Source organism: Leifsonia sp. L25 (assembly GCF_050632895.1).
Genome location: NZ_JBODRZ010000003.1, coordinates 1,780,875 through 1,803,407 on the forward strand (window position 1 = coordinate 1,780,875; position 22,533 = coordinate 1,803,407).

Annotated in this window: 29 protein-coding genes and 1 pseudogene; 21 read left to right on the forward strand and 9 right to left on the reverse strand. The window is 71.4% G+C overall.

From position 1 onward, the window contains the following. Positions 1-2: 2 nt before the first annotated feature. The 10 genes from ACRAWC_RS12825 (at position 3) to csrA (ending at position 7,532) form a co-directional block, all read left to right on the forward strand. On the forward strand, positions 3-443 hold the full coding sequence (locus ACRAWC_RS12825) for a FliO/MopB family protein (protein ID WP_431348059.1): 441 nt from the start codon (positions 3-5) through the stop codon (positions 441-443). Further along, a complete protein-coding gene (locus ACRAWC_RS12830) occupies positions 440-694 on the forward strand; it encodes a hypothetical protein (protein WP_431348060.1) in 255 nt (84 codons plus the stop codon). The genes ACRAWC_RS12825 and ACRAWC_RS12830 overlap by 4 nt, the downstream gene beginning before the upstream one ends. Next, on the forward strand, positions 691-1,284 hold the full coding sequence (gene fliP / locus ACRAWC_RS12835) for a flagellar type III secretion system pore protein FliP (RefSeq protein ID WP_431348061.1): 594 nt from the start codon (positions 691-693) through the stop codon (positions 1,282-1,284). Before ACRAWC_RS12830 ends, fliP begins: the two co-directional genes overlap by 4 nt. 10 nt (positions 1,285-1,294) lie before the next feature. Next, the gene (locus ACRAWC_RS12840; RefSeq protein WP_431348062.1) at positions 1,295-1,567 is read left to right on the forward strand and encodes a flagellar biosynthetic protein FliQ; all 273 of its coding nucleotides are present in this window, start codon (positions 1,295-1,297) and stop codon (positions 1,565-1,567) included. Between the two features lie 2 nt (positions 1,568-1,569). After that, positions 1,570-2,325, forward strand: coding sequence for a flagellar biosynthetic protein FliR (locus ACRAWC_RS12845; protein ID WP_431348063.1), 756 nt, complete (start codon positions 1,570-1,572; stop codon positions 2,323-2,325). Continuing rightward, entirely contained in the window at positions 2,325-3,446 is a 1,122-nt protein-coding gene (locus ACRAWC_RS12850) for an EscU/YscU/HrcU family type III secretion system export apparatus switch protein (RefSeq protein ID WP_431348064.1), read from the forward strand. The genes ACRAWC_RS12845 and ACRAWC_RS12850 overlap by 1 nt, the downstream gene beginning before the upstream one ends. Beyond that, a complete protein-coding gene (locus ACRAWC_RS12855; protein ID WP_431348065.1) occupies positions 3,443-5,488 on the forward strand; it encodes a flagellar biosynthesis protein FlhA in 2,046 nt (681 codons plus the stop codon). Before ACRAWC_RS12850 ends, ACRAWC_RS12855 begins: the two co-directional genes overlap by 4 nt. Continuing rightward, positions 5,463-6,209 (forward strand): hypothetical protein, encoded by a 747-nt coding sequence (locus ACRAWC_RS12860; protein ID WP_431348066.1) that lies wholly within the window; start codon positions 5,463-5,465, stop codon positions 6,207-6,209. The genes ACRAWC_RS12855 and ACRAWC_RS12860 overlap by 26 nt, the downstream gene beginning before the upstream one ends. A gap of 271 nt (positions 6,210-6,480) precedes the next feature. Beyond that, positions 6,481-7,230: an ABC transporter permease gene (locus ACRAWC_RS12865; RefSeq protein ID WP_431348067.1), complete on the forward strand. Its 750-nt coding sequence runs from the start codon at positions 6,481-6,483 to the stop codon at positions 7,228-7,230. Between the two features lie 65 nt (positions 7,231-7,295). Continuing rightward, positions 7,296-7,532, forward strand: coding sequence for a carbon storage regulator CsrA (gene csrA / locus ACRAWC_RS12870; protein WP_185275717.1), 237 nt, complete (start codon positions 7,296-7,298; stop codon positions 7,530-7,532). 16 nt (positions 7,533-7,548) lie between these two features. Here csrA and ACRAWC_RS12875 read toward each other — a convergent pair whose 3' ends face one another. Together ACRAWC_RS12875 and ACRAWC_RS12880 are read right to left on the reverse strand one after the other, a co-directional pair. Further along, positions 7,549-8,298 (reverse strand): formylglycine-generating enzyme family protein, encoded by a 750-nt coding sequence (locus tag ACRAWC_RS12875; protein ID WP_431348068.1) that lies wholly within the window; start codon positions 8,296-8,298, stop codon positions 7,549-7,551. 106 nt (positions 8,299-8,404) lie between these two features. Then, complete coding sequence (locus ACRAWC_RS12880) at positions 8,405-9,415, reverse strand: class I mannose-6-phosphate isomerase (protein ID WP_431348069.1); 1,011 nt, start codon at positions 9,413-9,415, stop codon at positions 8,405-8,407. 84 nt (positions 9,416-9,499) lie between these two features. Between ACRAWC_RS12880 and ACRAWC_RS12885 the strand changes: the two genes are divergently transcribed. Genes ACRAWC_RS12885 through ACRAWC_RS12895 form a run of 3 tightly spaced genes read left to right on the forward strand, consistent with a single transcriptional unit; the run spans position 9,500 to position 11,564 of the window. Continuing rightward, complete coding sequence (locus tag ACRAWC_RS12885; RefSeq protein ID WP_431348070.1) at positions 9,500-10,528, forward strand: serine hydrolase domain-containing protein; 1,029 nt, start codon at positions 9,500-9,502, stop codon at positions 10,526-10,528. A 49-nt stretch (positions 10,529-10,577) separates the two neighbouring features. After that, positions 10,578-10,979 carry a DUF6855 family protein gene (locus tag ACRAWC_RS12890; protein ID WP_431348071.1) on the forward strand — a complete coding sequence of 134 codons (402 nt, stop codon included), beginning with the start codon at positions 10,578-10,580 and terminating at the stop codon, positions 10,977-10,979. Positions 10,980-10,988: 9 nt separating this feature from the next. Further along, the gene (locus tag ACRAWC_RS12895) at positions 10,989-11,564 is read left to right on the forward strand and encodes a cysteine hydrolase family protein (RefSeq protein WP_431348072.1); all 576 of its coding nucleotides are present in this window, start codon (positions 10,989-10,991) and stop codon (positions 11,562-11,564) included. Positions 11,565-11,605: 41 nt separating this feature from the next. Here the strand turns inward: ACRAWC_RS12895 and ACRAWC_RS12900 are convergent. Beyond that, positions 11,606-12,151 (reverse strand): annotated as a pseudogene (locus ACRAWC_RS12900) (NUDIX hydrolase); the annotation flags it as partial. Between ACRAWC_RS12900 and ACRAWC_RS12905 the strand changes: the two are divergent. Continuing rightward, a complete protein-coding gene (locus ACRAWC_RS12905; protein WP_431348073.1) occupies positions 12,084-12,713 on the forward strand; it encodes a TMEM175 family protein in 630 nt (209 codons plus the stop codon). The pseudogene ACRAWC_RS12900 and the gene ACRAWC_RS12905 overlap by 68 nt on opposite strands. A 16-nt stretch (positions 12,714-12,729) precedes the next feature. Further along, positions 12,730-12,918, forward strand: coding sequence for a hypothetical protein (locus ACRAWC_RS12910; protein ID WP_431348074.1), 189 nt, complete (start codon positions 12,730-12,732; stop codon positions 12,916-12,918). 57 nt (positions 12,919-12,975) lie between these two features. Here the strand turns inward: ACRAWC_RS12910 and ACRAWC_RS12915 are convergent, their stop codons facing one another. Beyond that, a complete protein-coding gene (locus ACRAWC_RS12915; protein WP_431348075.1) occupies positions 12,976-13,203 on the reverse strand; it encodes a hypothetical protein in 228 nt (75 codons plus the stop codon). 99 nt (positions 13,204-13,302) lie between these two features. Between ACRAWC_RS12915 and ACRAWC_RS12920 the strand changes: the two genes are divergently transcribed. The 5 genes from ACRAWC_RS12920 (at position 13,303) to ACRAWC_RS12940 (ending at position 19,018) form a co-directional block, all read left to right on the forward strand. Beyond that, the gene (locus ACRAWC_RS12920; protein ID WP_431348076.1) at positions 13,303-13,764 is read left to right on the forward strand and encodes a hypothetical protein; all 462 of its coding nucleotides are present in this window, start codon (positions 13,303-13,305) and stop codon (positions 13,762-13,764) included. After that, positions 13,713-14,246: a hypothetical protein gene (locus tag ACRAWC_RS12925; RefSeq protein ID WP_431348077.1), complete on the forward strand. Its 534-nt coding sequence runs from the start codon at positions 13,713-13,715 to the stop codon at positions 14,244-14,246. Before ACRAWC_RS12920 ends, ACRAWC_RS12925 begins: the two co-directional genes overlap by 52 nt. After that, complete coding sequence (locus ACRAWC_RS12930) at positions 14,168-16,135, forward strand: hypothetical protein (protein ID WP_431348078.1); 1,968 nt, start codon at positions 14,168-14,170, stop codon at positions 16,133-16,135. The genes ACRAWC_RS12925 and ACRAWC_RS12930 overlap by 79 nt, the downstream gene beginning before the upstream one ends. 181 nt (positions 16,136-16,316) lie before the next feature. Continuing rightward, entirely contained in the window at positions 16,317-18,566 is a 2,250-nt protein-coding gene (locus ACRAWC_RS12935) for a glycoside hydrolase family 3 C-terminal domain-containing protein (RefSeq protein ID WP_431348079.1), read from the forward strand. A 116-nt stretch (positions 18,567-18,682) separates the two neighbouring features. Further along, positions 18,683-19,018, forward strand: a complete 336-nt coding sequence (locus ACRAWC_RS12940; protein WP_431348080.1) for a hypothetical protein — start codon at positions 18,683-18,685, stop codon at positions 19,016-19,018. Between the two features lie 133 nt (positions 19,019-19,151). On the opposite strand, the gene ACRAWC_RS12945 is transcribed toward ACRAWC_RS12940, so the two are convergent. Together ACRAWC_RS12945 and ACRAWC_RS12950 are read right to left on the reverse strand one after the other, a co-directional pair. Further along, a complete protein-coding gene (locus tag ACRAWC_RS12945) occupies positions 19,152-19,352 on the reverse strand; it encodes a hypothetical protein (RefSeq protein ID WP_431348081.1) in 201 nt (66 codons plus the stop codon). A 73-nt stretch (positions 19,353-19,425) separates the two neighbouring features. After that, positions 19,426-19,725, reverse strand: coding sequence for a hypothetical protein (locus tag ACRAWC_RS12950; RefSeq protein WP_431348082.1), 300 nt, complete (start codon positions 19,723-19,725; stop codon positions 19,426-19,428). 87 nt (positions 19,726-19,812) lie between these two features. On the opposite strand from ACRAWC_RS12950, the gene ACRAWC_RS12955 reads away from it, so the two are divergent. Next, positions 19,813-20,184, forward strand: a complete 372-nt coding sequence (locus ACRAWC_RS12955) for a cupin domain-containing protein (RefSeq protein ID WP_431348083.1) — start codon at positions 19,813-19,815, stop codon at positions 20,182-20,184. Positions 20,185-20,209: 25 nt separating this feature from the next. On the opposite strand, the gene ACRAWC_RS12960 is transcribed toward ACRAWC_RS12955, so the two are convergent. From ACRAWC_RS12960 to ACRAWC_RS12970, 3 genes are all read right to left on the reverse strand, one after another. Beyond that, on the reverse strand, positions 20,210-20,860 hold the full coding sequence (locus ACRAWC_RS12960; protein WP_431348084.1) for an HAD family hydrolase: 651 nt from the start codon (positions 20,858-20,860) through the stop codon (positions 20,210-20,212). Positions 20,861-20,982: 122 nt separating this feature from the next. Then, positions 20,983-21,231: a hypothetical protein gene (locus ACRAWC_RS12965; RefSeq protein WP_431348085.1), complete on the reverse strand. Its 249-nt coding sequence runs from the start codon at positions 21,229-21,231 to the stop codon at positions 20,983-20,985. Between the two features lie 255 nt (positions 21,232-21,486). After that, entirely contained in the window at positions 21,487-22,506 is a 1,020-nt protein-coding gene (locus ACRAWC_RS12970; RefSeq protein WP_431348086.1) for a Gfo/Idh/MocA family protein, read from the reverse strand. Between the last annotated feature and the right edge of the window lie 27 nt (positions 22,507-22,533).

The window sequence follows — 22,533 nt, forward strand, 5'->3', positions numbered from 1 at the left end:
CCGTGGACACCCTCTTCACCGCGCTCCGCGTCGCCGTCTCCCTCGCGCTGATCATCGGACTGATCTGGTTCGTGCAGCGCCGGAGCGCGAAGTGGAGCCGGAAGAGGAGCAAGCGCCCGATCACCGTCCTCGGCCGGCAGTCGCTGGGCGGAAAGTCCCGGGTCGTGATGGTGGAGGCCGACGGCACCCATTTCGTGCTCGGCGTGACCGACAGCTCGGTCGTGGTGCTCAAGTCCCGCGAACTGGACACGTTCGCGGACGCGCTCGCGGCCGAGGAGGCGAACGAGCCGGCCGGCCTCCTGGAGGAGACGGACGCGGCACCCGCACCGTCTCCTGCCCCGGTGCACACCGCGGTCCCGGTCCCCGTGCCCACGTTCGCGCAGGCGATCACCTCCCCTGAAACCTGGCGGAGGGCGGCCCAGTCCCTCCGGACTCCACGGTGAGCGCCGCAGCGCTGGCGGGAGCGGGCGGCCGCGGCTACGCGCGCCCGATCGTCCTGGCTCTCCTGGTCGTGGCCGCGGTGGCCGGCATCGTGCTGCTCACCGCGGGCAGCGCACACGCCGTGCCGGCGCCCTCCCCGTCCCCCACTCCCCGGTCGGCCCGTCCGGCCCCGCGGGCGGCTCAGGCGCCACCATCTCGATCAACGGCATCAACGGCACGCCCGCCGACACCATCGTCACCCTGCTGGGCGTGACGCTCATCTCGGTCGCCCCGGGCCTGCTCGTCATGGTCTCGTCGTTCACCAAGGTGTTCGTGGTGCTCTCGATGGCCCGCAACGCTCTCGGCCTCCAGTCGGTGCCCCCGAACCAGGTGCTGGCCGGGCTCGCCCTGTTCCTGAGCCTGTTCATCATGGCGCCCACCCTCACCGACATCAACGTGCACGCCGTCCAGCCCTACCTCGCCGGGCATCTCGACTTCGGCGGTGCCCTCCAGGCCGCGGAGGCGCCGTTGAAAGCCTTCCTCGGCGCGCACACCCGCCAGGAGGACATCGCGCTGATGACCCGCGCCGCAGGGCGTGCGAACCCGGCGAACCTCCACGCCGTCCCGCTGACCACCCTCGTCCCGGCGTTCGTCATCTCGGAGCTGCGAGCGGCTTTCATCATCGGCTTCGTGATCTACGTGCCGTTCCTGGTGATCGACCTGGTGGTCTCCGCAGGCCTGATGTCGCTCGGCATGATGATGCTCCCGCCCGTCATGGTGTCGCTGCCGTTCAAGATCCTGCTCTTCGTCCTCGTGGACGGCTGGGGCCTGATCATCCAGTCCCTCGTCGCGAGCTACAAGTAGGGGGCCGACCGTGAACTCCAGCGCCGTCCTCAAGATCGCCACGCAGGCCCTGCTGCTGATGGCAGAGCTCGCGGCACCGATGGTGCTGACCGCGCTCGCGATCGGCTTCGCGGTCTCGCTCATCCAGTCGATCACCCAGATACAGGAGGTCACCCTCTCGTTCGTGCCGAAGGCGATCGGCGTCTCCATCGCGCTCTTGGTGTGCGGCAACTGGATGATCGAGCAGCTCGTGACGTTCACGCAGTACCTGTTCCAGCAGATCCCCACATTGCTGGGAGGCTGACGATGAACATCCCGGTCGACCTGAGCGCGATCCAGGCCACAGCGCTGGTCTCGGTGCGCATCCTGCTGTTCGTGGTGATCGCGCCGCCGTTCTCGTACCGGGCCTTCCCCCTGCAGATCAAAGGGATGCTCGCCGTCCTGCTCGGACTCGTCGTCGCTCCGCAGGCCGCCCAGCACTACTCCCCCGGCTCGACCGGCCAGTTCCTGCTCGACTTCACCGCCGAGGCCGCGACGGGCGCCGTGCTCGGCTTCCTGGTCTACCTCGTGTTCTCCGCCGTCGAGTCCGCCGGCTCGCTGCTGGACTTCTCCAGCGGCCTGCAGGCGGCGCAGCAGTACGACCCGGCCGCGGACATCAACGCCGCCCAGTTCTCCCGGCTGTTCCAGATGACGGCGCTGGCGCTGCTCTTCGTCAGCGACGGTTACCAGCTCGTGCTCGGCGGACTGGTGCGCTCGTTCACGGCGATCCCGCTGACGATGTCGGTCGACTGGAGGTCGATCACTCAGACCCTGACCGGGTCCGTCACCCAGTTGCTGCTCGCGGCACTCCAGATCGCGGGCCCGATCATGGCCGTGCTCTTCGTCGCGAACGCCGCGCTCGGCCTGCTCTCCTGGGTCGCCCCGGCGCTCAACGCCTATTCGCTCGGGCCTCCCGCGCTGATCCTCCTCGCCGTCGTCCTGTGCGCGATCGGGATCGTCGCCCTCCCGATGATCGTCCAGGCGCTCGCCGGGCAGGCCGTCCACGCGATCGGAGTCCCCTGATGTCCGCACAGGAGCGCACCGAGCAGGCCACCGAGAAGCACCTCAAGTCGGTGCGGTCGAAGGGGCGGCTGCAGAAGGCCCGCGACCTCCCCGCCTGGCTCTCGATCGGCGTCGCGGTCGTGCTGATCCCGATGATCGTGGGCACCGCGCAGCAGGCGGCCGAGTCGCAGATCTTCGCGTTCCGCGACATCATCCGCGATCCCACGCCCGCGGGCGCGCTCGCCGCGCTGGGCACCGGGCTGCTGTCGGTCGCCGGCACGGTGTGGCCGCTCCTCGTGGTCGTCGCACTGACGATCGTCGCGGCCACTGCCGCCCAGGGCGGCATCCACCTCAAGAAGCTGAAGCCGCACTTCGAGCAGTTCGACCTGCTGAAGGGCATCCGCAACATGTTCGGCGCCCGCAGCGCGTGGGAGCTGGCCAAGACCCTCGGCAAGGCCGCCCTGGTCGGGATCGGGCTGTACGTGGTCGTGCAGGGACTGATCCCGCTCGTGCTCCAGACCGGCGGACTCTCCGTGCCCGCGCTGGTCGCGGCGGCGCAGGGCTCCCTCGGCTCACTGCTCCAGCTCGCGATCGGCGGCGGCCTGCTCTTCGCGGCCATCGACCTCGTCGTCGTGCTGCGCCGCAACCGGACCGCCTCCCGGATGACCAAGCGCGAGGTCAAGGACGAGCACAAGAGCGCCGAGGGCGACCCGATGATCCGTGCGCAGCGACGCAGCCGGCAGCTCGCGATGAGCCGCAACCGCATGATCGCCGCCGTCGCCGACGCGAGCGTCGTGCTGGTCAACCCGACCCACGTCGCCGTCGCGCTGAAGTACGAGCCGGGCGCCTCCGCGCCCAAGGTGGTCGCGAAGGGCGCAGACCTGATCGCGGCGCGGATCCGCGAGGAGGCCGTGGCGAAGGGCGTCCCGATGGTCTCCGACGTGCCGCTCGCCCGCGCGCTGCACGCCGCCTGCGACCTCGGTCAGGAGATCCCGGCCGAGTTCTTCACGCCGGTGGCCCACGTGCTCGCGTTCGTGATGGCCCTGAAGCGGCGCGGCGGCTCGCTCACCGACATCCACACCCTGCCTGCGGCGCAGCGGCCGCGCACTCCCCTCGACAGCAGGAGGCTGGCCCACTCGTGAAGAACAAGAACCTGTCCCTCCTCGCCGTGCCGATCGGCGTCGTCGGCATCGTGCTCCTCCTGGTCGTCTCGATCCCGGCCTGGCTGCTCGACACCCTGATCGTGGTCAACATCGCCTTCGCGCTCGTCGTGCTGCTGACCACGATGTTCGCGCGCAAGCCGCTCGACTTCTCGGTCTTCCCTTCGCTGCTGCTCATCGCGACCCTGTTCCGGCTGGGGCTCAACGTCGCCTCCACCCGCCTCGTGCTCGGCCAGGGCTACGCCGGCCAGGTGATCGAGACCTTCGGGAACGTCGCCGTCGGCGGCAACATCATCATCGGCGCTGTCGTGTTCCTGATCCTCGTCGTCATCCAGTTCGTGGTCATCACGAAGGGCGCCGAGCGCGTCGCGGAGGTCGGCGCCCGGTTCACGCTCGACGCGATGCCCGGCAAGCAGATGGCGATCGACGCCGACCTCAACGCGGGCCTGATCACCAACGCCCAGGCCAGAGAGCGCCGGGCCGAGGTCGCCGCCGAGTCGGACTTCTACGGCGCGATGGACGGCGCCTCCAAGTTCGTCAAGGGCGACGCGATCGCCGGCATCCTCATCATCGTCATCAACGTCATCGGCGGCATCGGCATCGGGATGCTGCAGAACGGCATGCAGATCACCGACGCCCTGAACAAATACACCCTGCTCACGATCGGCGACGGTCTCACGGCGCAGATCCCCGCCCTGCTCATGGCGGTGTCCACCGGCATGATCGTCACGCGCTCCGGCGCCGACTCCGACATGGGCTCGACGGCCGGCAAGCAGCTCGCCCAGTCGCGGGTCGCGCTGGCGATCGCCGGAGCCGCCGCGATCGCGCTGTCCCTCATCCCGGGCATGCCGATGATCCCGTTCCTCGCCATGGGCGCCATCCTCTTCTGGGCGTCGCAGCGGATCAAGGCGCGCGCGGCCAAGGCCGCCGCCGAGGAGCGGGCGAAGGCGGTCGCGGAGAAGACGACGGGCGCGAGCGACACCACGGACGACCTCCTCGAGCACATGCGGGTGCACCCGCTGGAGATCCAGCTCGCCACCGACCTGATCGACATCGTCTCCGGGGGCTCGGACGACCTGCTCGGCCGGGTGCGCGCGCTGCGGCGCAAGCTGGCGATCGAACTCGGCATCGTCGTCCCGCCGGTCCGCACCCGCGACAACGGCGAACTCCCCTCCTCCACCTACGCCATCACCGTGGCCGGAGTGGAGGTCGGCCGCGGCCAGGCGCCGCGCGGCAAGGTGCTGGCGCTCGGCGACGACCTCAGCGCACTCGCGGGCGTCGAGACGATCGAGCCCGTCTTCGGCCTCCCCGCCAAGTGGATCGCGGCCGAGCTGCGCCACAGCGCGGAGATGTCCGGCGCCACGGTCATCGACCGCGTGTCGGTCGTCGTCACGCACCTCTCGTCGGCGGTCACGGCCAACGCTGCGCGACTCCTGTCCCGCGAGGACGTGCGGGTGCTCACCGAGGGGGTGAAGCGCGTCAACCCCTCCGCGGTCGAGGAGCTCGTGCCGGCGCTGCTCAGCCTCGCGGAGGTGCAGCGCGTGCTGCAGGGACTGCTCGCCGAGCGCGTGCCCATCAACGACCTCGCGCGCATCTACGAGGCGCTCACCCTCCGGGCGAAGGTCTCGCTCGAGCCGGAGGGACTGGTCGAGGCCGCCCGGCTGGCGCTCGGCGCCGCGCTCTCGAACCCGTACGTGGAGGACGGCGCCCTCCGTGTCATCACCCTCGAGCCGTTGCTGGAGCAGGCGATGCTGGAGGGCCAGCGCCAGAGCGAGTACGGCTCGCAGCTCGTCCTCGATCCGCCGGTGCTCGAGCAGGTCCTGACCGAGGTCCGCTCCGCGGCCGCCGAGCACGAAGGCGCGGTCCTCGTCTGCGCGCCGCAGCTGCGCCCCGCCGTCCGCCGGCTCATCGCAGCGCAGGCGCCCGCCCTCCCCGTCCTGTCCTACAACGAGGCCACCACCTCCGCGGCGCCCATCGAAACGATCGGAGTAATTCGAATTGTCACCCCGACTCTGGCCTCATAACGCCTGGCGTCCGAAGAAGGACCTCCATGAGCTCGCGCCGTCCGACCTGATCGCCGACCTGCTGGCCGACGCGGACGAGCAGGAGGTGCGCTTCCAGCACGCCAGCGCCTCCTCGCAGTTCGAGGAGGTCATGGAGGAGATCATCGCCGAGACCGATCCGGACGCGCTCGTCCCCCACCGGTACCTGCCCGTGCCGGCGGAGCCCACGACCATCGTCCTCGACCCTGCGCCCATCCCCTCCCCCGCCCGGCAGCCGGAACGCTTCGAGGAGCCGAGCCGGCCGGCCCCGCGACTGGCGACGAATGCCGGCGACCTCGTCTTCGTGTTCGGCCTCCGCGAGGACGCGCTGACCGTCGCGCAGGCGATGGCGATGGCCACCCCGGCGATCGAGGTCGCCGTGGCCGGCACGGTCGGGCGCACAGGCTCTCGCCACGTCGGTGGCCGCCGGGAGGCGCTGCAGGCGCGGGCGGACGGGGTGCGGCGCAACGGCTCGACCATCGTCGCCATCGGCGTCGGCGAGGCCCCGTCCGACGCGGCCCGCTATGCCGGCATCCTGCACGACGTTGTCCCCGACCAGGTCTGGATCGCCGTCGACGTCACGCGCAAGCCCGAGGACACCCGGGTGTGGGCGAATCTCGTCGCCGAGGCGGGAGGCGGTGTCGACGCCATCGCCGCGATCGGCGTCGCGTACACCACGACGCCGGACTCGACCTCCTTTTAGGGGTACCGGTCGGGTGGAGCGACCGCTGAGTTTCTCCACCTGTGGATAACTCTGTTGAAAACGGGTGGAACAACCCCGTCGGGATGTGGAGGACACGCCCGAGATTAGAGGGCTCTCAGATTCTCATTCAGGATGATTCGCAGCCTGATCAGCATTTTTGGTCCCAGTCTCGGGAATTCGAAGAAATCTTCGAAATTACATCCTCGTAATTCACACGGTGTGAAACCCTGTGGATGATCATGTGCGAAACGCCCCCGGAATAGGGTGGAGCGTGCCCATTCTCGCCGAGCTCGCCCCCACCCTCCTCGGGGTCGCCGTGCTCGCGCTGCTCGCGACCGCCGTCCTGGCCGCGTACCGTGTGCCGCACCGCTGGGCGCCGACCCTGGCGATCCTCCGCGGTGCCGCCCAGCTCGCGATCATCAGCGTGGTGCTCGCCGGTGTCATCACGAATCCGCTGTGGGTCGCGCTGGCGCTCCTGGTCATGTTCGGGGTCGCGGCAGCGACCGCGACGCACCGCATCGGCTGGTCGCGCCAGCACGCGGTCATGATGGGAACGGCGATGATCACCGGTGTGATCATCTCGTTCTCGGTGGTCTTCCTCTCCGGCGCGATCGAGTTCTCGGCCCGGTACGCGCTCGCCATCGGCGGGATCGTCATCGGCAACTCCATGAGCATCGCGACCCTCGCGGGCCGGCGGTTCACAGAGGCGGTCGACGACCACTGGGACGAGGTGGAGGGCTGGCTGGCGCTGGGCGCGACGCCACGCCAGTCGACCCTGGAGCAGGCGAGGGGAGCGGTGTACTCGGCGCTGATCCCGTCCGTCGATCAGACGAAGACCACGGGACTCGTCACGCTGCCCGGCGCGTTCGTCGGTGCGATCTTCGGCGGGGTCTCGCCCCTGGAGGCGGGACGGTTCCAGGTGGTGGTGCTCGCCGCGATCATGGCGGCAGGGTCGGTCACCGCGGTCATGGTCGCGGCCTGGCTCGCTCCGGTGCGGGTGCGGCCGGCCCGGCTGCGCTGACCGCGGGGAGCGGACGGGCGGACGGGGGAGTGGGCGATGCGTCGAGCGCCCGATAGGCTGGATCAATGCTGGTATTGACCCGGAAGGTCGGCGAGCGCGTGCTCATCGGGGACGACATCGTCGTCACGATCCTCGACGTCCGCGGCGACGGCGTGCGGGTCGGCATCGACGCGCCGCGCGGCATCCGCATCCAGCGCGACGAGGTCGTCAAGGCGGTGGGAGAAGCCAATCTGGAGGCGACCGCCCCGGCGGTCGGCCCCGATGACGCGGAGACCCTGATCAAGCGCTCGCTCGGTCTCTAGCGGCGCGCCGAGGACGTCAGCGGCGCGGCGTCCAGCCCGGCGGCAGCGGGAACTCCAGCGCGGCCCGCTCGCGATCCGCCTCCGCCGACCAGCCCTGAGCGGCGCCCTCGGCGTCGAAACCGCCCCGCGCGACGCGGAAGCCGAGGTCCTCGTGCTGCGTCCGCGGCGATCCGCCGCGCCGTACCGACGCGCGCACGCTCCAGGCGTCGTCGGCGAAGCCGCCGCCGCGGAACACCCGGTAGTCGTCGTAGCGCGCCGGGTCCAGGTAGTCCCAGCACCACTCCCAGACGTTCCCGAGGGTGTCGAACAGGCCGTTGAGGTTGGGCAGCCTCCCGCCGACGTCGTGCGGCGCACTCAGGCCGTCCGCGCTGGTCCAGGCGACCTCGCCGAGCGGTCCGTAGTGCGGGCCGGTCGACCCCGCGCGGCAGGCGTACTCCCACTCCGCCTCGGTGGGGAGGCGGTAGCCGTCGGAGTCCACGTGCCAGGTGACCTCCTCGCCCTCGAACGAGTAGGCCGGGTCCAGGCCCTCCCACTCCGAGGCCGCGTTGCAGAACCGGATGGCGCGCAGCCAGCTCACGCCGGTCGCGGGCCGGCGGGGATGCGCGGCCGGCTCGCCGATCAGCTCGGCGACCTGCTCCTCGGTCACCGGGAAGACGCCGATCTCGAACGACTCCAGTTCGACGGTCCAGCGGCGCTTCTGCCGGGCGTCGTGGAGCTGCACCGCGCCGGGCGGGATGTACGCCAGGTCGATGTCCGCGCCTTCCACGACCCCACCCTCCCACACGCATTCGCACCGAATCTCCCGAAACAGAGCGATTTTCGGGAGATTCCGCACGAATCGCGGCGCGGCGGCTTCCGCGGCATCGCGCCGGTCAGGGCGCGGGCGGCCGGGCGACGAGCGCCGCCCCGTCGGTGTCGACCGTCAACACGCCGGCCGCCGCGGGAACGACCGCCGTCGCCCCCGCCGGAAGCGCCACCTCCCCGTCGCGGGTGTGCAGCAGGGTGGTGCCCGCCGTCGCGACCACCACCGCGAACCCGGCCTCGAAGGCCGCCTGCGCGGTCACCCGGTCGAGGCGGAACCACGCGTCGGCCTCCTGCGGGAGGACGGAGCCGGCCGACGGCGCGCGCCGCACCAGACCGGCCAGGTCCTCGCCCGTCAGCCCGCGGGTGTCCACTGCCCCCAGCGCCCGCTCGAACCCGAGCCCGAGGTGCCCATCGGCGGTGCCGTCGATCGCGAAGCCCCTCCACTCGAGCAGGATCGAGAAGTCGGTGGGCTGCTGCACCTCCACCAACAGCACCGAACGGCCGATCGCGTGCAGCGTGCCCGGTGGGACGAGCACCGCGTCGCCGGCCTCCACCTCGACGGCGTGGAGGAGGCCGAGCAGCGCGGTCGTGTCCTGCGCCTCCACCAGCGCACGCAGGCGCGCGGCGTCGACGTCCTCCCGGAGGCCGAGGTGCACCGTCCCCGGCGCCAGGATGTACCAGGCCTCGGCCTTGCCGTGCGCGGACGCGAGCTCGCGTGCGGCGAAAGCGTCGTCCGGGTGGGCGTGCACCGGCAGCCGCTGACCGGCGTCGAGCAGCTTCACCAGCAGCATCGCGTCGGCCCCCCAGCGCGCGACGTGCCCCGGTCCCAGCCAGCCGGCCGGGTCGGCCTCGACCGCATCCCGCAGCAGAGAGCCGTCGTCCAGGCGGGTCAGCCCGGCGGGCGCCTGGCCGCGGACCGCCGTCGTGGAGCCCACCCAGTCCTCCGGGGTGTGGTCCGCGCCGCGAGCGAGGCCGCGGAAGGCGTCGATCTGCGGGCCGCCGTCGTAGAAGCGAGCGGACGGACGGTTGGTGGGCAGCAGGAGCGGAAGGACGGGAGCGCGTCGCGTCGGTGAGGCCATGAGGTCCAGCCTTCCACAGCGCAGCCGGTGAGGACGGTCGAACGACGCCTTGCACGCTTGCACGCGGCACGCGAAGATGCGGTCATGCCCGACTTCCGCCGCGTCCTCGACCTGGTGGACGCCCGCGGCGGCGCGACGTGGCTCACCGTCATCCACGGCGGGGAGGTCGTCCTCGACCGCCGCGTCGGGTGCGGACGCGACGCTCTGTTCTACACGTTCTCGGTGAGCAAGCCTTTCGTGGCGCTCGCCGTGCACCTGCTCGCCGAGCGCGGGATGCTGCGGCTGGACGACCCCGTGGCCGCGCACTGGCCCGCGTACGCGCGCGGCGGGAAGTCCGACATCACCATCCGGCACGTGCTCTCGCACCGCGCGGGCGTGCCCTACTCGACCGGCACGCTGCTGGGCGACACGGTGCGTATGACCGATCCGCGGCGGTCCGTGGCGGCAGCTGAGGACGCGCGACCGCGCTGGGCCGCAGGTGAAGTCGTGGGTTACCACGTGCTGAGCTTCGGCTTCATCCTCGGCGAGCTGGTGCGCCGCGTCAGCGGGATGCCGCCCGAGCGCTTCATCGCCGAGAACCTGCTCCGGCCGGCCGGGCTCACCGAGACGTCACTCGGCCTCCCGGAAGCCGCGGCGGGCCGGGCCGTCCCGCTCCGCGCGCTGAGCGCTCCCGAACGGGCGCGGACCCTCCTCTTCAACCGGCCGCGCACGCGCGCGGTGCCGGTGCCGGCCGCGGCGGTCAGCACCAACGGCCGCGAGCTGGCCGAGTTCTACCGGATGCTGCTCGCGGGCGGAGAGGGCGTCCTCCGGCCGGAGACGATCGCGGCGGCCCGGGCCGTCTCGAGCGACGGCGAGCCCGACCGGATCATGGGCTTCCCCGTGCGCTGGGCGCACGGCTTCCAGCTCGGCGGCCCGATCGGGCTGGCCCGGCCGACCGGCTCGCGCGCCGACCCGCGCACGTTCGGTCACAACGGCAGCAGCATCTGCAACGTCTGGGCCGACCCGGTGCGGGACCTTGTGCTCGCCTACCTGACCAACACCGCGGACGAGCGCCGGCGCGCCCTCCGACACCTCAGCGATGTGAGCGACGCGGTACTGGTGGCCTGCGACTGAGTGGGTCCAGACTTCTGGCAGGGGTCGAGCGGCGGCGACAGGAGGAACCATGAGCGCTGGGACGAAGGACGATCCGTGGCGGCTCACCACGGCGCCGGGCACCTCGGAGTACACGATGTACCGCGACGACGAGGCCGACCCGCCCGCACTGATCTGCCAAGTGGGCTCCACCCGGCTGAGCTACCGCGCCAGCGCGATCGACGACCTCGCGGCGTGGCTGCGCGAGCAGGGCGACTGGGTGCCGTTGGGCGCCGCAGACGAGAACAAGCCGGTGATCGCCGGCACGATCGAGGCCTGGGGGCGCGACCCGGTCAACCCGGTCGGCGGCTGGTACGGGCTGCGCAAGGGCTACCGCGGCCGGTTCGGGATGTACCTCCCGCCGCTCCTGGAGCAGCTCGGACTGATCGAGCTGACCCACGACGCGCGGAACAACAAGGCGCGGGCGAAGTAGTTTAACCATGTGAACGATCTCGCTCCGACCCCCGCAACGACCGCCCTCCTGCTCATGGACCTCCAGCCGGGCATCCTCTCCCGCCTGCCCGACTCGGACGCCTATCTCGCCGGCCTGGTACGGGCGCGGGAGGCCGCGCGTGCGGCCGGCGTCACCGTCGGCTACGTGCGCGTCGCCATCACCGCCGAGGAGGCCGCGACGATCCCGTCGCGCTCGCGGTTCGCCCGCGCCGGCGAGCGCCTGGACCCGAACAGCCCTGAGACGCAGATCGACCCGCGCATCGCGCCCGCGGAGGGTGAGATCGTCGTCCGTAAGAAGCGTGTCGGCGCGTTCAGCACCACCGACCTGGACGAACAGCTTCAGGCCCGGGGCATCGACACCCTCGTGCTCGCCGGTGTCGCCACGAGCGGCGTCGTCCTGTCGACCGTGCGCGATGCCTCCGACCGGGACTACCGGGTGGTCGTGCTGGAGGACGGCTGCTGGGACTCCGACCCCGAGGTCCACCAGGTGCTCACCGCGAAGGTGTTCGCCCGAGGCGGCGTGACCGTGACCAGCATCGAGGACTTCATCGCCTCGGTCGCATAGCGCACGACCTCCGCGAGTCCCGGCGCCAGCTCGCCCGCTGTCTGCGGGCCGTCGAGTTCGTCCACCGGCAGCCAGTACAGCTCCTGCGACTCGTCCTCGCCGGGCGTCCCGGCCGGGTCGGTGGTCGCGACGAACGCGTAGACGATGTCGGTGTGGGCGTGCTCGTCGGTGATGGGGTGCACGTTCACGACGAGCGGCGTCGGCAGCACGGCGATGCCGTCCGCGCGCTCGATCCGGTGCGCGGGCTGGAGCAGGAGCAACTGCTCCAGGTCGTACCCGGACTCCTCCCGGAGCTCGTGGGCGACGGCCGCCCAGGGGTCCTCCGTGCGCTCGACGTGCCCGCCCGGCTGCATGAGCAGCCCGCGCTTGCGGTGGCGGTGCACGAGCACATGGGTGCGCCCCTCCAGCTCGCGCAGAATGAGCGCGCTCGCCGTGAGGTCGTACTCGCCCGGTCCGGTGTTGAGGTGCGGCATCCCCACAGTCTGACCGATCCCGGCCGAACTCGGGCATGATGTGGGTATGGCGGTGATTCGGACGGAGCGGGGGCTCGACCGGCTGGTCAACTTCTCGGACGCGACCGTGGCCATCGCGATCACCCTGCTGATCCTGCCGCTCGTGGATGCCGCACCCGAGATCGCGCGTGAGAGCTTCGGCGCGTTCGTCTCCCACAACTTCTGGGAGTTGCTCGCGTTCGCGATCTCGTTCGCGGTCATCGCCCGCTTCTGGGTCGTCCACCACCGGGTGTTCGAGTGGGTGCGCGGCTACGACGGGATCCTCGTCTGGCTCAACTTCCTCTGGCTCGCGACCATCGCGTTCATGCCGTTCACGACCAACGTGCTCTCGAACAGCAACGGCCAGCGGCCGGAGGTCTACGCCCTCTACATCGGCAACCTCCTGGCGATCGCGCTGACGATGCAGTTCCTCGGCGTCGTGCTCACCCGCCGTCCCGAGCTCGTCCGCGACGAAGCGCGCGGCGCGATGGACTCCACACGCGGATGGTCGGCGATCATCATCATCGCCGTCAGCCTGGTGCTGGCCGTGGTCGTGCCGGCGGTCGGGATGTTCTGGCTCTTCCTGATGTTCCTCTCGGAGCCGCTGCATCTCCTGCTCCGGAGGCTCTCACCCAGACCTTCCCAGCCGACGCGCTGAGGGCTATCGTCGCGGCATGCGACCCAAGACCTTTTTCGTGCTCATCGTCATCGCCGCGGCCTACATCCTGGGCTCGCGCGCGGGCCGGGAGCGCTACGACCAGATCGTCGAGTCGGTGACCGCGTTCTGGAACAACCCGGACGTGAAGAAGGCGCGCAAGAACGCCAAGAAGCAGGCCGAGAAGGCGCGCAAGCGCTACGCCTGAGCGGTCGGCCGCCCAGGGCTCGCAGGATCAGGGCTCGCAGGCTCAGGGCTCGCGGGCTCAGGGCTCGCGGTAGTCGCCCTCGGTGTAGTCGCCCTCCGGTGCCTCAGCGGGCTCCTCGACGTCGGTGTACGTCCCCTCGACGTCGGCCTCCGGGCCGGGGTTCTCCTCGGTCTCGGTGTACTGGCCGTGGACCGTGCGCTCGTGCGGTCCTTCGTCGTCGGACTCGGTGTAGCTGCCCTCGAGGTTCTCGCGGGCGTCGCCGGTGGGCTCTTCAGGGTTGCTCATAGCGAGGAGAGTACGCTGTCGCGGCCCGCGCGACCAGAGCCCTGCACAGGCGTGCAACACCTGTAGACACCCCGGTCCGCCCCCCGGTACCCTGCGGGCATGGCGCGGTCGCCGTCGGTCTTCGCCACGCGCGGGCCGACCGTCCTGGAGCTGCGGATCCACGGGATCAAGAACACGCCGCCGGCGGAGATGCTCGGCGTCGCGCCAGGCGACGTGCGCGCCGACCAGGCCGACGAGAACGGCGGCTTCTACGTCCCGACCGCCGACCCGGCCGATCCGGCCGATCCGGCGGCTCCCCCGACGGTGATCCGCCGCGAGGCCTACTCGTGGGGGATGCTGGCCCGGTACGGCGGTGGGGCGCTCGTGGCGATCGGCCAGTTCTTCGTGCAGCTCGCCTGGCTCCTCATCCTGCCGTTCGGCCTGTGCAACACCGCGTACTGGACCCGCCGCATCCCGGATCAGCCGCGCACGGGGAGTGGAAGGCCGGCCGCGGCGCCGCATCGTTGCGGGTGTTCGCGCTCGGCCTCACGCTCCTCTACGTCTGCGCGCTCGCCTCGGTGAGCCTGGACCTGATCGGGACCCAGTGCCTCGCACGGCCGTCGCTGTGCCCGGCACTGCCCGGCTGGGTGACCGCGTTCTTCACCACGCCGGGGCTCGACCACCGCGGCATCCGGGTCGCCCTCCTCTCGCTCGTCCCCATCGCGGGCGTGCTGCTGCTGTTCTTCGTCTCGCACCAGGCGCGCACCCGCTACGAGGCCGGGATCTTCGGAACGGTCGCGAAGATCCGCACCGCCGGCGACCTCAGCGGCGTGGCAAACGCCCAGGGCGCGACCCCGCGCCGCCCCCTCGCGACCGACGGGTTCTGGGGGATCACCCGCGTGAAGGCGCCGAGCGAACTGCTGCACACGGCGGCGGCGTTCTTCCTGGTGGCGCTGCTGGTCGGCTGGGACGGCGTGTTCTGGACGTGCGCACCCGCCGGAGTCGACCTCCCCCGGAGTGCCTCGACCCGGCGACCACGCCGCTCCTGTCGCGCTGGTGGCTGACGCTGGGCGCCGGTCTGGCGGCGGCCGGGCTGGTCGTGGTCGTCGCCCTCGTCGTGCGCAACGTCGACACGACCGTGCGCCGTCGCGCCGAGCGGGCGATGCAGGGCGATGAGCCGGAGGTCCGGGACGCCCGCCGGCACAGCATCATCCGGCTGAAGCTGCGGCAGCGGGAGGCGGTGGCCGGGTGGGTGCTGCTGGCCGCGATCGCCGTCTACACCGCCGTGGCGGTGGCCGTGGCGCTGCCCGGCGGCCCGGTGGTGGAGCACGCCCCGTCGTTCCTCGGTCTCGTCATCGCACCCTCCATCATCCTCGGCGTCCTGCTCGCCATCGCCCTCTCGGCGCTGGGCTGGCGCCGCGGGGTGCCGCGCTGGCTGTCGGTGACCGTGGTCGTCGTCGGCGGGGTCTCGCTGCTGGTCGCCGTCGTGTCGACCCCGAAGGACCTGCACCTCGCGCCGCTCACGACAGCCGCGTACCTGCTCGCCGCCCTCGCCGCGATTCTGCTCGCCGCGCTGGTCGTCTTCTGGCCGATGGCCCGCCGGCGCAGCTTCGCCTACCAGGGCTGGCGCGGCACCGGCCCCGGCGTGATCATGCTGCTTTCGCTCGGCGCCGCGATGCTGCTGTCGACCCTCCTCGTGCTGGGGACGCAGTGCGCGCTCGCCTCGTCCGGCGGCCCGACGCCGATCTGCCCGCTGACTCCCGGCGGGCTGACCACCCCGGTCGCGTACCGGAACTTCGGCGGGACGGTGCCGGTGCTCGCCGTCGTGCTCGTGCTCTTCGTGCTCGTCGTCGCGCTGCCGCGGATGCGCACCACGCCGCGCCTGACGACGCCCGAGACCGTCGGCGGCCGGGCGCTCCGCGAGCCGCTGCGCAGCTATCGCGACGGGCGTGTGCCGCAGGTGAAGTCGGCGGGGAAGCTGGACTTCCGGATGCTCAACGCCCGCCGGTCGGCCGCGCTCTTCCACCGCGGGGAGCCGGTGCTCGGCCTCCTCGCGGCGCTGCTCGCCCTCGGTGTCATCGTCGCGATCGCGCTCCCGCAGCCGCTGCGCCCGGCCCTGCTGGACCTCGCCCTCCCCGCGCTCGGCCTGATCTCGGTCGCCGCCGTCGTGACCATCGCGGAGAACGCGCTGACGACGAAGGAGCGCCCCATCGGCGTGATGTGGGACCTGATGTGCTTCCTCCCGCGCGCCGGCCACCCGTTCGGGCCGCCCTGCTACGCCGAACGCGTCATCCCGGAGCTGCGCGACCGCATCGTCGCCTGGCTGGAGGCGGACATCTCCACGAGCGCAGGCACGGTGGGGGACCGCCGCACCGCAGAGGAGCGCGCCCGCGACGAGCTGCGGGCACTGACCACGCGCCAGCGCCGCAAGGTCGTCGTCAGCGCGCACAGCCTCGGCGCAGTCCTCGCCGTCTCCACGATCTTCACCCTCGGCGCCGACACCACCGACGGCCTCAAGAACATCGCGCTGCTCACCTACGGCACGCAGCTCCGCGCCTACTTCGGCCGCTTCTTCCCCGAGCTGTTCGGGCCGGCCGCGCTCGGCACCCTTCCGAGCCGCGCGCCGTCGCTGTGGAAGGCGGATCCGTGGTTGAAGCAGGTCGTGGAGGACCACCTGGCAGAGGGCTCGGGCGGCCGCGATCCCGACGTCCGCGACAAGCCGACGCTCCGGGAGCTGCTGACCCAGCCGGACGGCCAGATCGCCTGGGTGAACCTGTGGCGACGCACCGACTACCTCGGCTTTCCGGACGCCTCCTTCAAGGACAACGAAATCGACCGGGGGGCAGACGAATTCGGGCCGCCGCTCTACCTTGTGAAGGTGGCGACGCACCCCGGCTACCAGGCCTCCACGCAGTACATGACCGCCCTCCGCGACCTCATGCGCCGCCTGTGACGGCGACTCCCCGCGACATTCGTCACGAATGCGGCGTTCCCTCCAGAATCGCGATTCGTCACGAATGTGCACTACCGGCGCCGTTTTCGCGACATTCGTCACGAATGTGACGGGTCCCTGAAACACAAAACCGAGTGGTGTAAGGTATTGCCACACCCCGCGGCCGTATCGAAGGAGAATCATGGTCGAGAGCCTGCCCCGCGCATCCGAACTCACCGTCGAGGAGAAGGCGTCGCTGACGAGCGGCCGCAGCTTCTGGGAGACCGAGGGCGTCGAGCGCGCCGGCATCCCGTCCATCTACCTCACCGACGGGCCGCACGGCGTGCGCAAGCAGTCGCAGGGCGGCGACCACCTCGGCATCGGGGACAGCGTCCCCGCCACCTGCTTCCCGCCCGCCGTCGCTCTCGGCTCCTCCTGGGACGCCGAACTGCTGGAGCGGGTCGGGGCCGCGCTCGGCGAGGAGGCCAGAGCCGAGGGCGTCGGCGTGCTGCTCGGGCCCGGCATCAACATCAAGCGCTCCCCGCTGTGCGGGCGCAACTTCGAGTACCTGTCCGAGGACCCGATCGTCTCCGGGCGGCTCGGCGCGGCTCTCGTGCGCGGCCTCCAGTCGCAGGGCGTGGGCGCGTCGCTCAAGCACTTCGCCGCCAACAACCAGGAGACCGACCGGCTGCGCGTGAGCGCCGACGTGGACGAGCGCCCGCTGCGGGAGATCTACCTGCGCGGCTTCCAGCACGTCGTGACGCACGCCCGGCCGTGGACCGTCATGTGCTCCTACAACCGCATCAACGGCGTCTACGCGAGCGAGGACCCGTGGCTGCTCACCTCCGTCCTCCGCGACGAGTGGGGTTTCGAGGGTCTGGTGGTCTCCGACTGGGGTGCCGTCAACGACCGGGTGAGCGCGCTCGTCGCCGGGCTCGACCTGGAGATGCCGTCCAGCGGCGGCGTCACCGACGCGCAGCTCGTCGCCGCCGTGCGGGACGGCTCGCTGGCGGAGTCCGTGCTCGACACCGCAGCCGACCGCGTGATCGACCTGGTCGGGAAGGCGCTCGCCGGAGCCGACGCGACGGCGACCTACGACGCGGAAGCGCACCACGCGCTGGCCAGGGAGGTCGCCGCCCGGAGCGTCGTCCTGCTCAAGAACGAGGGCGTCCTCCCGCTCGCGACCGACGCCAGCCGGAGAATCGCGGTCGTCGGCGAGTTCGCCCGCACCCCGCGCTACCAGGGCGCCGGCTCCTCCCAGATCGTCCCGACCCGCCTGGACAACGCGCTCGACGAGCTGCACGCGCTCGCGGGAGACGCGACTGTCGCCTTCGCTCCGGGCTACACGCTCGGTGCGGACGCCGACGAGGTCGCGCTGACCGCGGAGGCCGTCTCGGTGGCGTCCGGAGCCGACGACGTCGTGGTGTTCCTCGGCCTCCCGGGCGAGGACGAGTCGGAGGGCTTCGACCGCGAGCACCTCGAACTCCCTCCCGCGCAGACCGCGCTGCTGGAGGCGGTCATCGCCGCCAACCCGCGCGTGACGGTCGTGCTCTCCAACGGCGGTGTCGTGCGCGTCTCCGGCTGGGCCGACCGCGTGCCCGCGATCGTGGAGGGCTGGCTGCTCGGCCAGGCCGGCGGCGGGGCGATCGCGGACGTGCTGTTCGGGGTCGTCAACCCGTCCGGGCGGCTCGCCGAGACCATCCCGGTGCGGCTGGAGGACACCGCCGCGTACCTCAACTTCCCAGGCGAGAAGGGGCACGTGCGCTACGGCGAGGGCCTCTTCGTCGGCTACCGCGATTTCGACGCGCGCGCCGCGGCGGTCTCTTTCCCGTTCGGCCACGGCCTCTCGTACACGACGTTCGCGTTCGGCGCGCCGACGGCGACGGTCACGGCGGAGGGCGGCATCCGGGTGGCGGTGGAGGTCACCAACACCGGCGACCGCGACGGCCGCGAGGTCGTGCAGGTCTACGTCTCCGTCCCGGCCTCCCGTGTGCAGCGGCCCGTACGCGAACTGAAGGGCTTCGCCAACGTCGCCGTCGCCGCGGGCGCCACCGAGACGGCCGTGATCGATCTGCCGACCGAGGACCTCGCCTACTTCGACACCGAGCTCGACGGCTGGACTGTGGAGGGCGGCGACTATGTCGTGGCGGTCGGCGCGTCCTCCCGGGACCTGCGCGACTCGGCCGTGGTGACGCTTGCGGGTGACGGCCGCGCGGCCCCGCTCACCGTCGACTCCACGCTGGGCGAGTGGCTGAACCATCCCGTCGGCGGCCCCATCCTGATGTCCGCGCTCGCCCAGAGCGCGGAGGCACAGGGGATGGGCGCCATGCTCAACGACCCGAGCCTGCGCCGGATGGCGGAGTCCATCCCGCTGGTGCGCGCGGCCGCATTCCCGGGCAGCCCGGTCACCGCGGAGCAGCTCGACCAGCTCGTCGCGGCGGCGAACGGGTAGCGTACGCCCGTTTCGGCGACGGTGAACCCCTTGCGGACGCAGGGGGTTCGGCGTTGCGTGGGCACCATGACGAGGACGACGACTCGGCCACGTCGTACAGCAGAGGAGGGCAGACCATGAGCGACACGAGCGGACTCCCGAACGCGGACGACCTCGGCGTACCCGCCGAGGACCAGCCCGAGCGTTTCGAGCGCGGAGGGCGGCACAGCGCCGACGCCGAGCGCGACGCCCAGACGGCCGAGCCCGACGAGAACGAGCCGGGTCAGGGCGACGTCTCCGCGCCGCACGAGACCGGCGTCGCACCCGAGGGCGCGGAGGATGTGACCACCCGCGACACCCAGGGGCCGGCGTCGGAGGGCTCGGACGGGGCCGAGCCGCCGCCCGCGGACTTCGACCCGACCGAGCAGCCGTCCAACCCCGACCTGGTCAAGAACACCGAGCCGCCGGACTGAGCGACCGGCTGCGTCGCCGCGGTCGCCTGAGCGCGGCCGCCCGACCGCACCGCAGATGCTGCGGCCCCGTCCACCGTCATCCCGGGCGGGGCCGCTCTGTGTGCGAACGCCTCCGTCCCGCAGCGCGACCGCGTCAGCGACGGCCGGCCCGCCGGCTGCCGTACAGCCACACCGCACCGACGATCACGCCGGCCACGAGCATCCCGATCCCGACCCCGAGGATCGACCCGTCTCCGGAGCGGGGCAGGATCAGGCCCACCACGAACAGCACGGCGCCGAGGTTGAGCAGCACCGCGGCCACCCAGCCGAGCGTCGTGCGCAGCGCTGCGTTCATTGCGGGTATCGTAGCCCGCCCCTCTGCACCGGGCCTCAGGCCGCCGGGCCCGGCGTCATTATTCGCGGTGGCCTTACGCCTGGCCCTGGTTGCCGGTCGCAGCGGGCTCCTCGTCCAGCGCCTCGTTGATCAGCGACGCGACGAGGAACTTCCAGTCCGAGCCCTCGTGCAGGGTCTCCAGGTAACCGATCGGGACGGCTCCGAACACGGGTTCGTGCTCCTCGCCTTCGGCCGAGACGCGCACCAGACGGCCGAGCTCCGCGTGCGTCTCGTCGAGCACCACCCACTCGCCCGGCGCCTTCTTCTCCACGTGGAAGATGCGCCCCCGGTACGGGTAGCGGACGCTGGACATCTCGAGTTCGCTGGCGGACATGGCCATCCTTCCGTCGGTGGACGCTCTTTGGAGCATCAAACGCCCGAGGGGCTGTGCTTGGCAAGATGCACTCCCTAGGCTGACGGCATGACCACAGGTGGCGTCCACAACATCGACGCGGCGTTCGCGTTCGTCCCCGAACCCTGGCAGCCGCACCGGCTGACCAGCGTGAACGACTACGACGTGAAGGTCGCCCGGCTGCAGGGCTCCTTCATCTGGCACGCGCATCCGGACACGGACGAACTGTTCCTCGTGGTCGCCGGACGGCTCACCATCCAGCTCCGCGACCGCGAGGTCGAACTGGGGCCGCACGACGTGTTCGTGGTTCCGAAAGGCGCGGAGCACTGCCCGTTCGCCGAGGACGAGGCGCTGGTCGTGATGTTCGAGCCGAAGGGCACCGTGAACACGGGCGATCAGCCGGGTGAGCGCACGAGCGCGCTGCAGGAGCTGCCGGACTGAGCGGCAGTCAGAGCAGCCGGTCGACTCAGAGCAGCCGGTCGAGCGCCCCCAGCAGCGCGGCCGGCCCGTCGAAGACCTCCTGCGCCCCGGCATCCGTGAGTTCGCCCGCCCCGACGCCGCCGCAGAGCACCCCCACCGACCGGATGTGCGCCCGCGCCGCTGCGGTCATGTCCCAGACCGAGTCGCCGACGACGAGCGCCTCGCCGGCGGTCGCGTCCGCACGGCCGAGTGCGACCTCCAGGATGCCCGGGTCGGGCTTGGCCTCGTCCACGTCGTCGGCCGAGGTGGACGCGTGCACCGCGTCTTCGGCTCCGAGCGCTCGCCGCAGCATCGCCAGCTCGCCCTCGGCGGCGGAGCTCGCGAGCACGACCCGGACGCCGCGGCCGGCGACCCCGCGCAGCAGGTCGGCGGCCCCGTCGAACGCCCGCAGCCGCGGCGCGAGCTCGCGGAGGTGCCTCGCGTGCAGCGCCCGGGCCCGGTCGTTCCAGTCGTCGTCGTGCTCACCCGCGACCGCGCGGAGCAGCTGGCCCGAGTCCCTGCCGAGCGCGCGGTGGATGCGCCAGGCGTCGACGGGCGCGCCCAGCTCGGCGAACGCGCGTTGCCAGGCGTCGATGTGGAGGTAGTTCGAGTCGACGAGGGTGCCGTCGACGTCGAAGAGCACGGTGCGGATGGTCATGACTCCACGTCGTACACCCCTCGGCGCGAGCTCTCATCCCCCTTGCCGTGCACGCCGGCCGGGGCAGGGTGCAGGCATGACCCCTCCGGAATCGACGGATCGCGCGTGCACGCACCGCGGAATCAGTTGAAGATGGCCCATTCCGCGCGGCTGATCTTGGCGCGCTGGCCATCGATCACGAGGTACCAGCTCTCCTCGTCGCGGTGGAGGTACTGAGCGAGCATGGTGGTGTACCGCCACTCGCCGTTGACCTGGCTCCAGCGGATGAGTGAGATGAGCTGCCCTTGGCGCAGGTAGGGCACCGCGACGAAGTCATCATGTCGCGGATGTTCGGGACCGCCGATCTGGCGCCCCATCCTCGGAGTGCTCATGCGTCACTTTAACCCCAAGGGGCTCGCTTTGGGAACAGTCTGGATCCTGTTGAAATGAAATAGATTTCGTGTCAACCGTCGAAGTATTCGCTACTCCAGTCGGCGCGTCCAGACCGTCAGCGGGCGGCCGTCATTGCGCTGGGCACGCAGGCGGGCGCCGTCCACCCCGGCCCTACCCGGCACCGAACAGCCGAGTACGCGAATAGTCCGCGTACTCGGCTGTTTCGGCTGATTTCGTGCGTACTCGGCGGGTGGTCAGCGGGTGGGGGAGAGGGCGGGGATCGCCGCCACGGCGCGCGTGCGCACGGACTCGTAGGCGCCGAGGATGATGCCGAGCACCTCGATGCCCTCCTTCTGCGTGTGCAGCGGGCGGGTGCCGTCGAGGAGGCTGCGGGCGAAGTGGTTCAGCTCCTCGCCGAACTGGTGCACCGGCTCCAGCTCGATCACGGTCGGCTCGGCCTCGCCGCGCTTCTTGAGCGTGAGGGTCGTGCCGTCGGACGTCAGGCTGCCGAGCTCGCCGACGGCCGAGAACTTCTCCGTCCCCGGCGCCGCCTCGTAGGCCCAGCTCGTGACGATGGTCCCGATCACGCCGTTGTCGAACCGGACGAGCACCGTCGCGGAGTCCTCGCCCTCCATGAACGACAGACGGTGCGTGGCCAGCATGGCCGTGACCTCCACCGGGGCGCCCCCTGCGAGGTGCAGCAGCAGGTAGGTCGGGTGGTAGCCGGTGTCGATCAACTCGCCGCCGCCCGAGGTCGACGCGTGCGCGCGCCAGCCCATGCTCGCCGGGTCGAAGTCGTTGAAGAACGAGTCCGTCGTGCGCACTTCGTAGACGCGCCCGATCGCTCCGGACTCGATCAGCTCCTTCGCCCGGGCGACGGCCGGGAGGAAGAGCTGGTTGTGCGCGCACATCAGGGTGACGCCGGCCTCCTCGACCGCAGCGGAGACCTCGGCGGCCTCCTCCGAGGTCAGGCAGAGCGGCTTCTCGCACAGGATGTGCTTGCCCGCCCGCGCTGCTGCGACGATCGCGTCCTTGTGCAGGTGGTGCGGGAGGCAGATGTCGACGGCGTCGATGTCCGCCTCGGCGAGCATGACGCGGTAGTCGGCGTAGATCGCCGCGCCGGTCGCAGCCGCGCGCTTCTCGGCGCTCTCGCGCACCGGGTCGGCCACGGCCGCGAAAGTGATGACGTCGGGGTTGCGGAGGTAGCCCTCCACGTGCGCGCCGGCGATGCCGCCGGCCCCGATCAACCCGATACGAACGCTGTTACTGGACATGAGTAGAACTCCAAGTGTGTCGAGGGG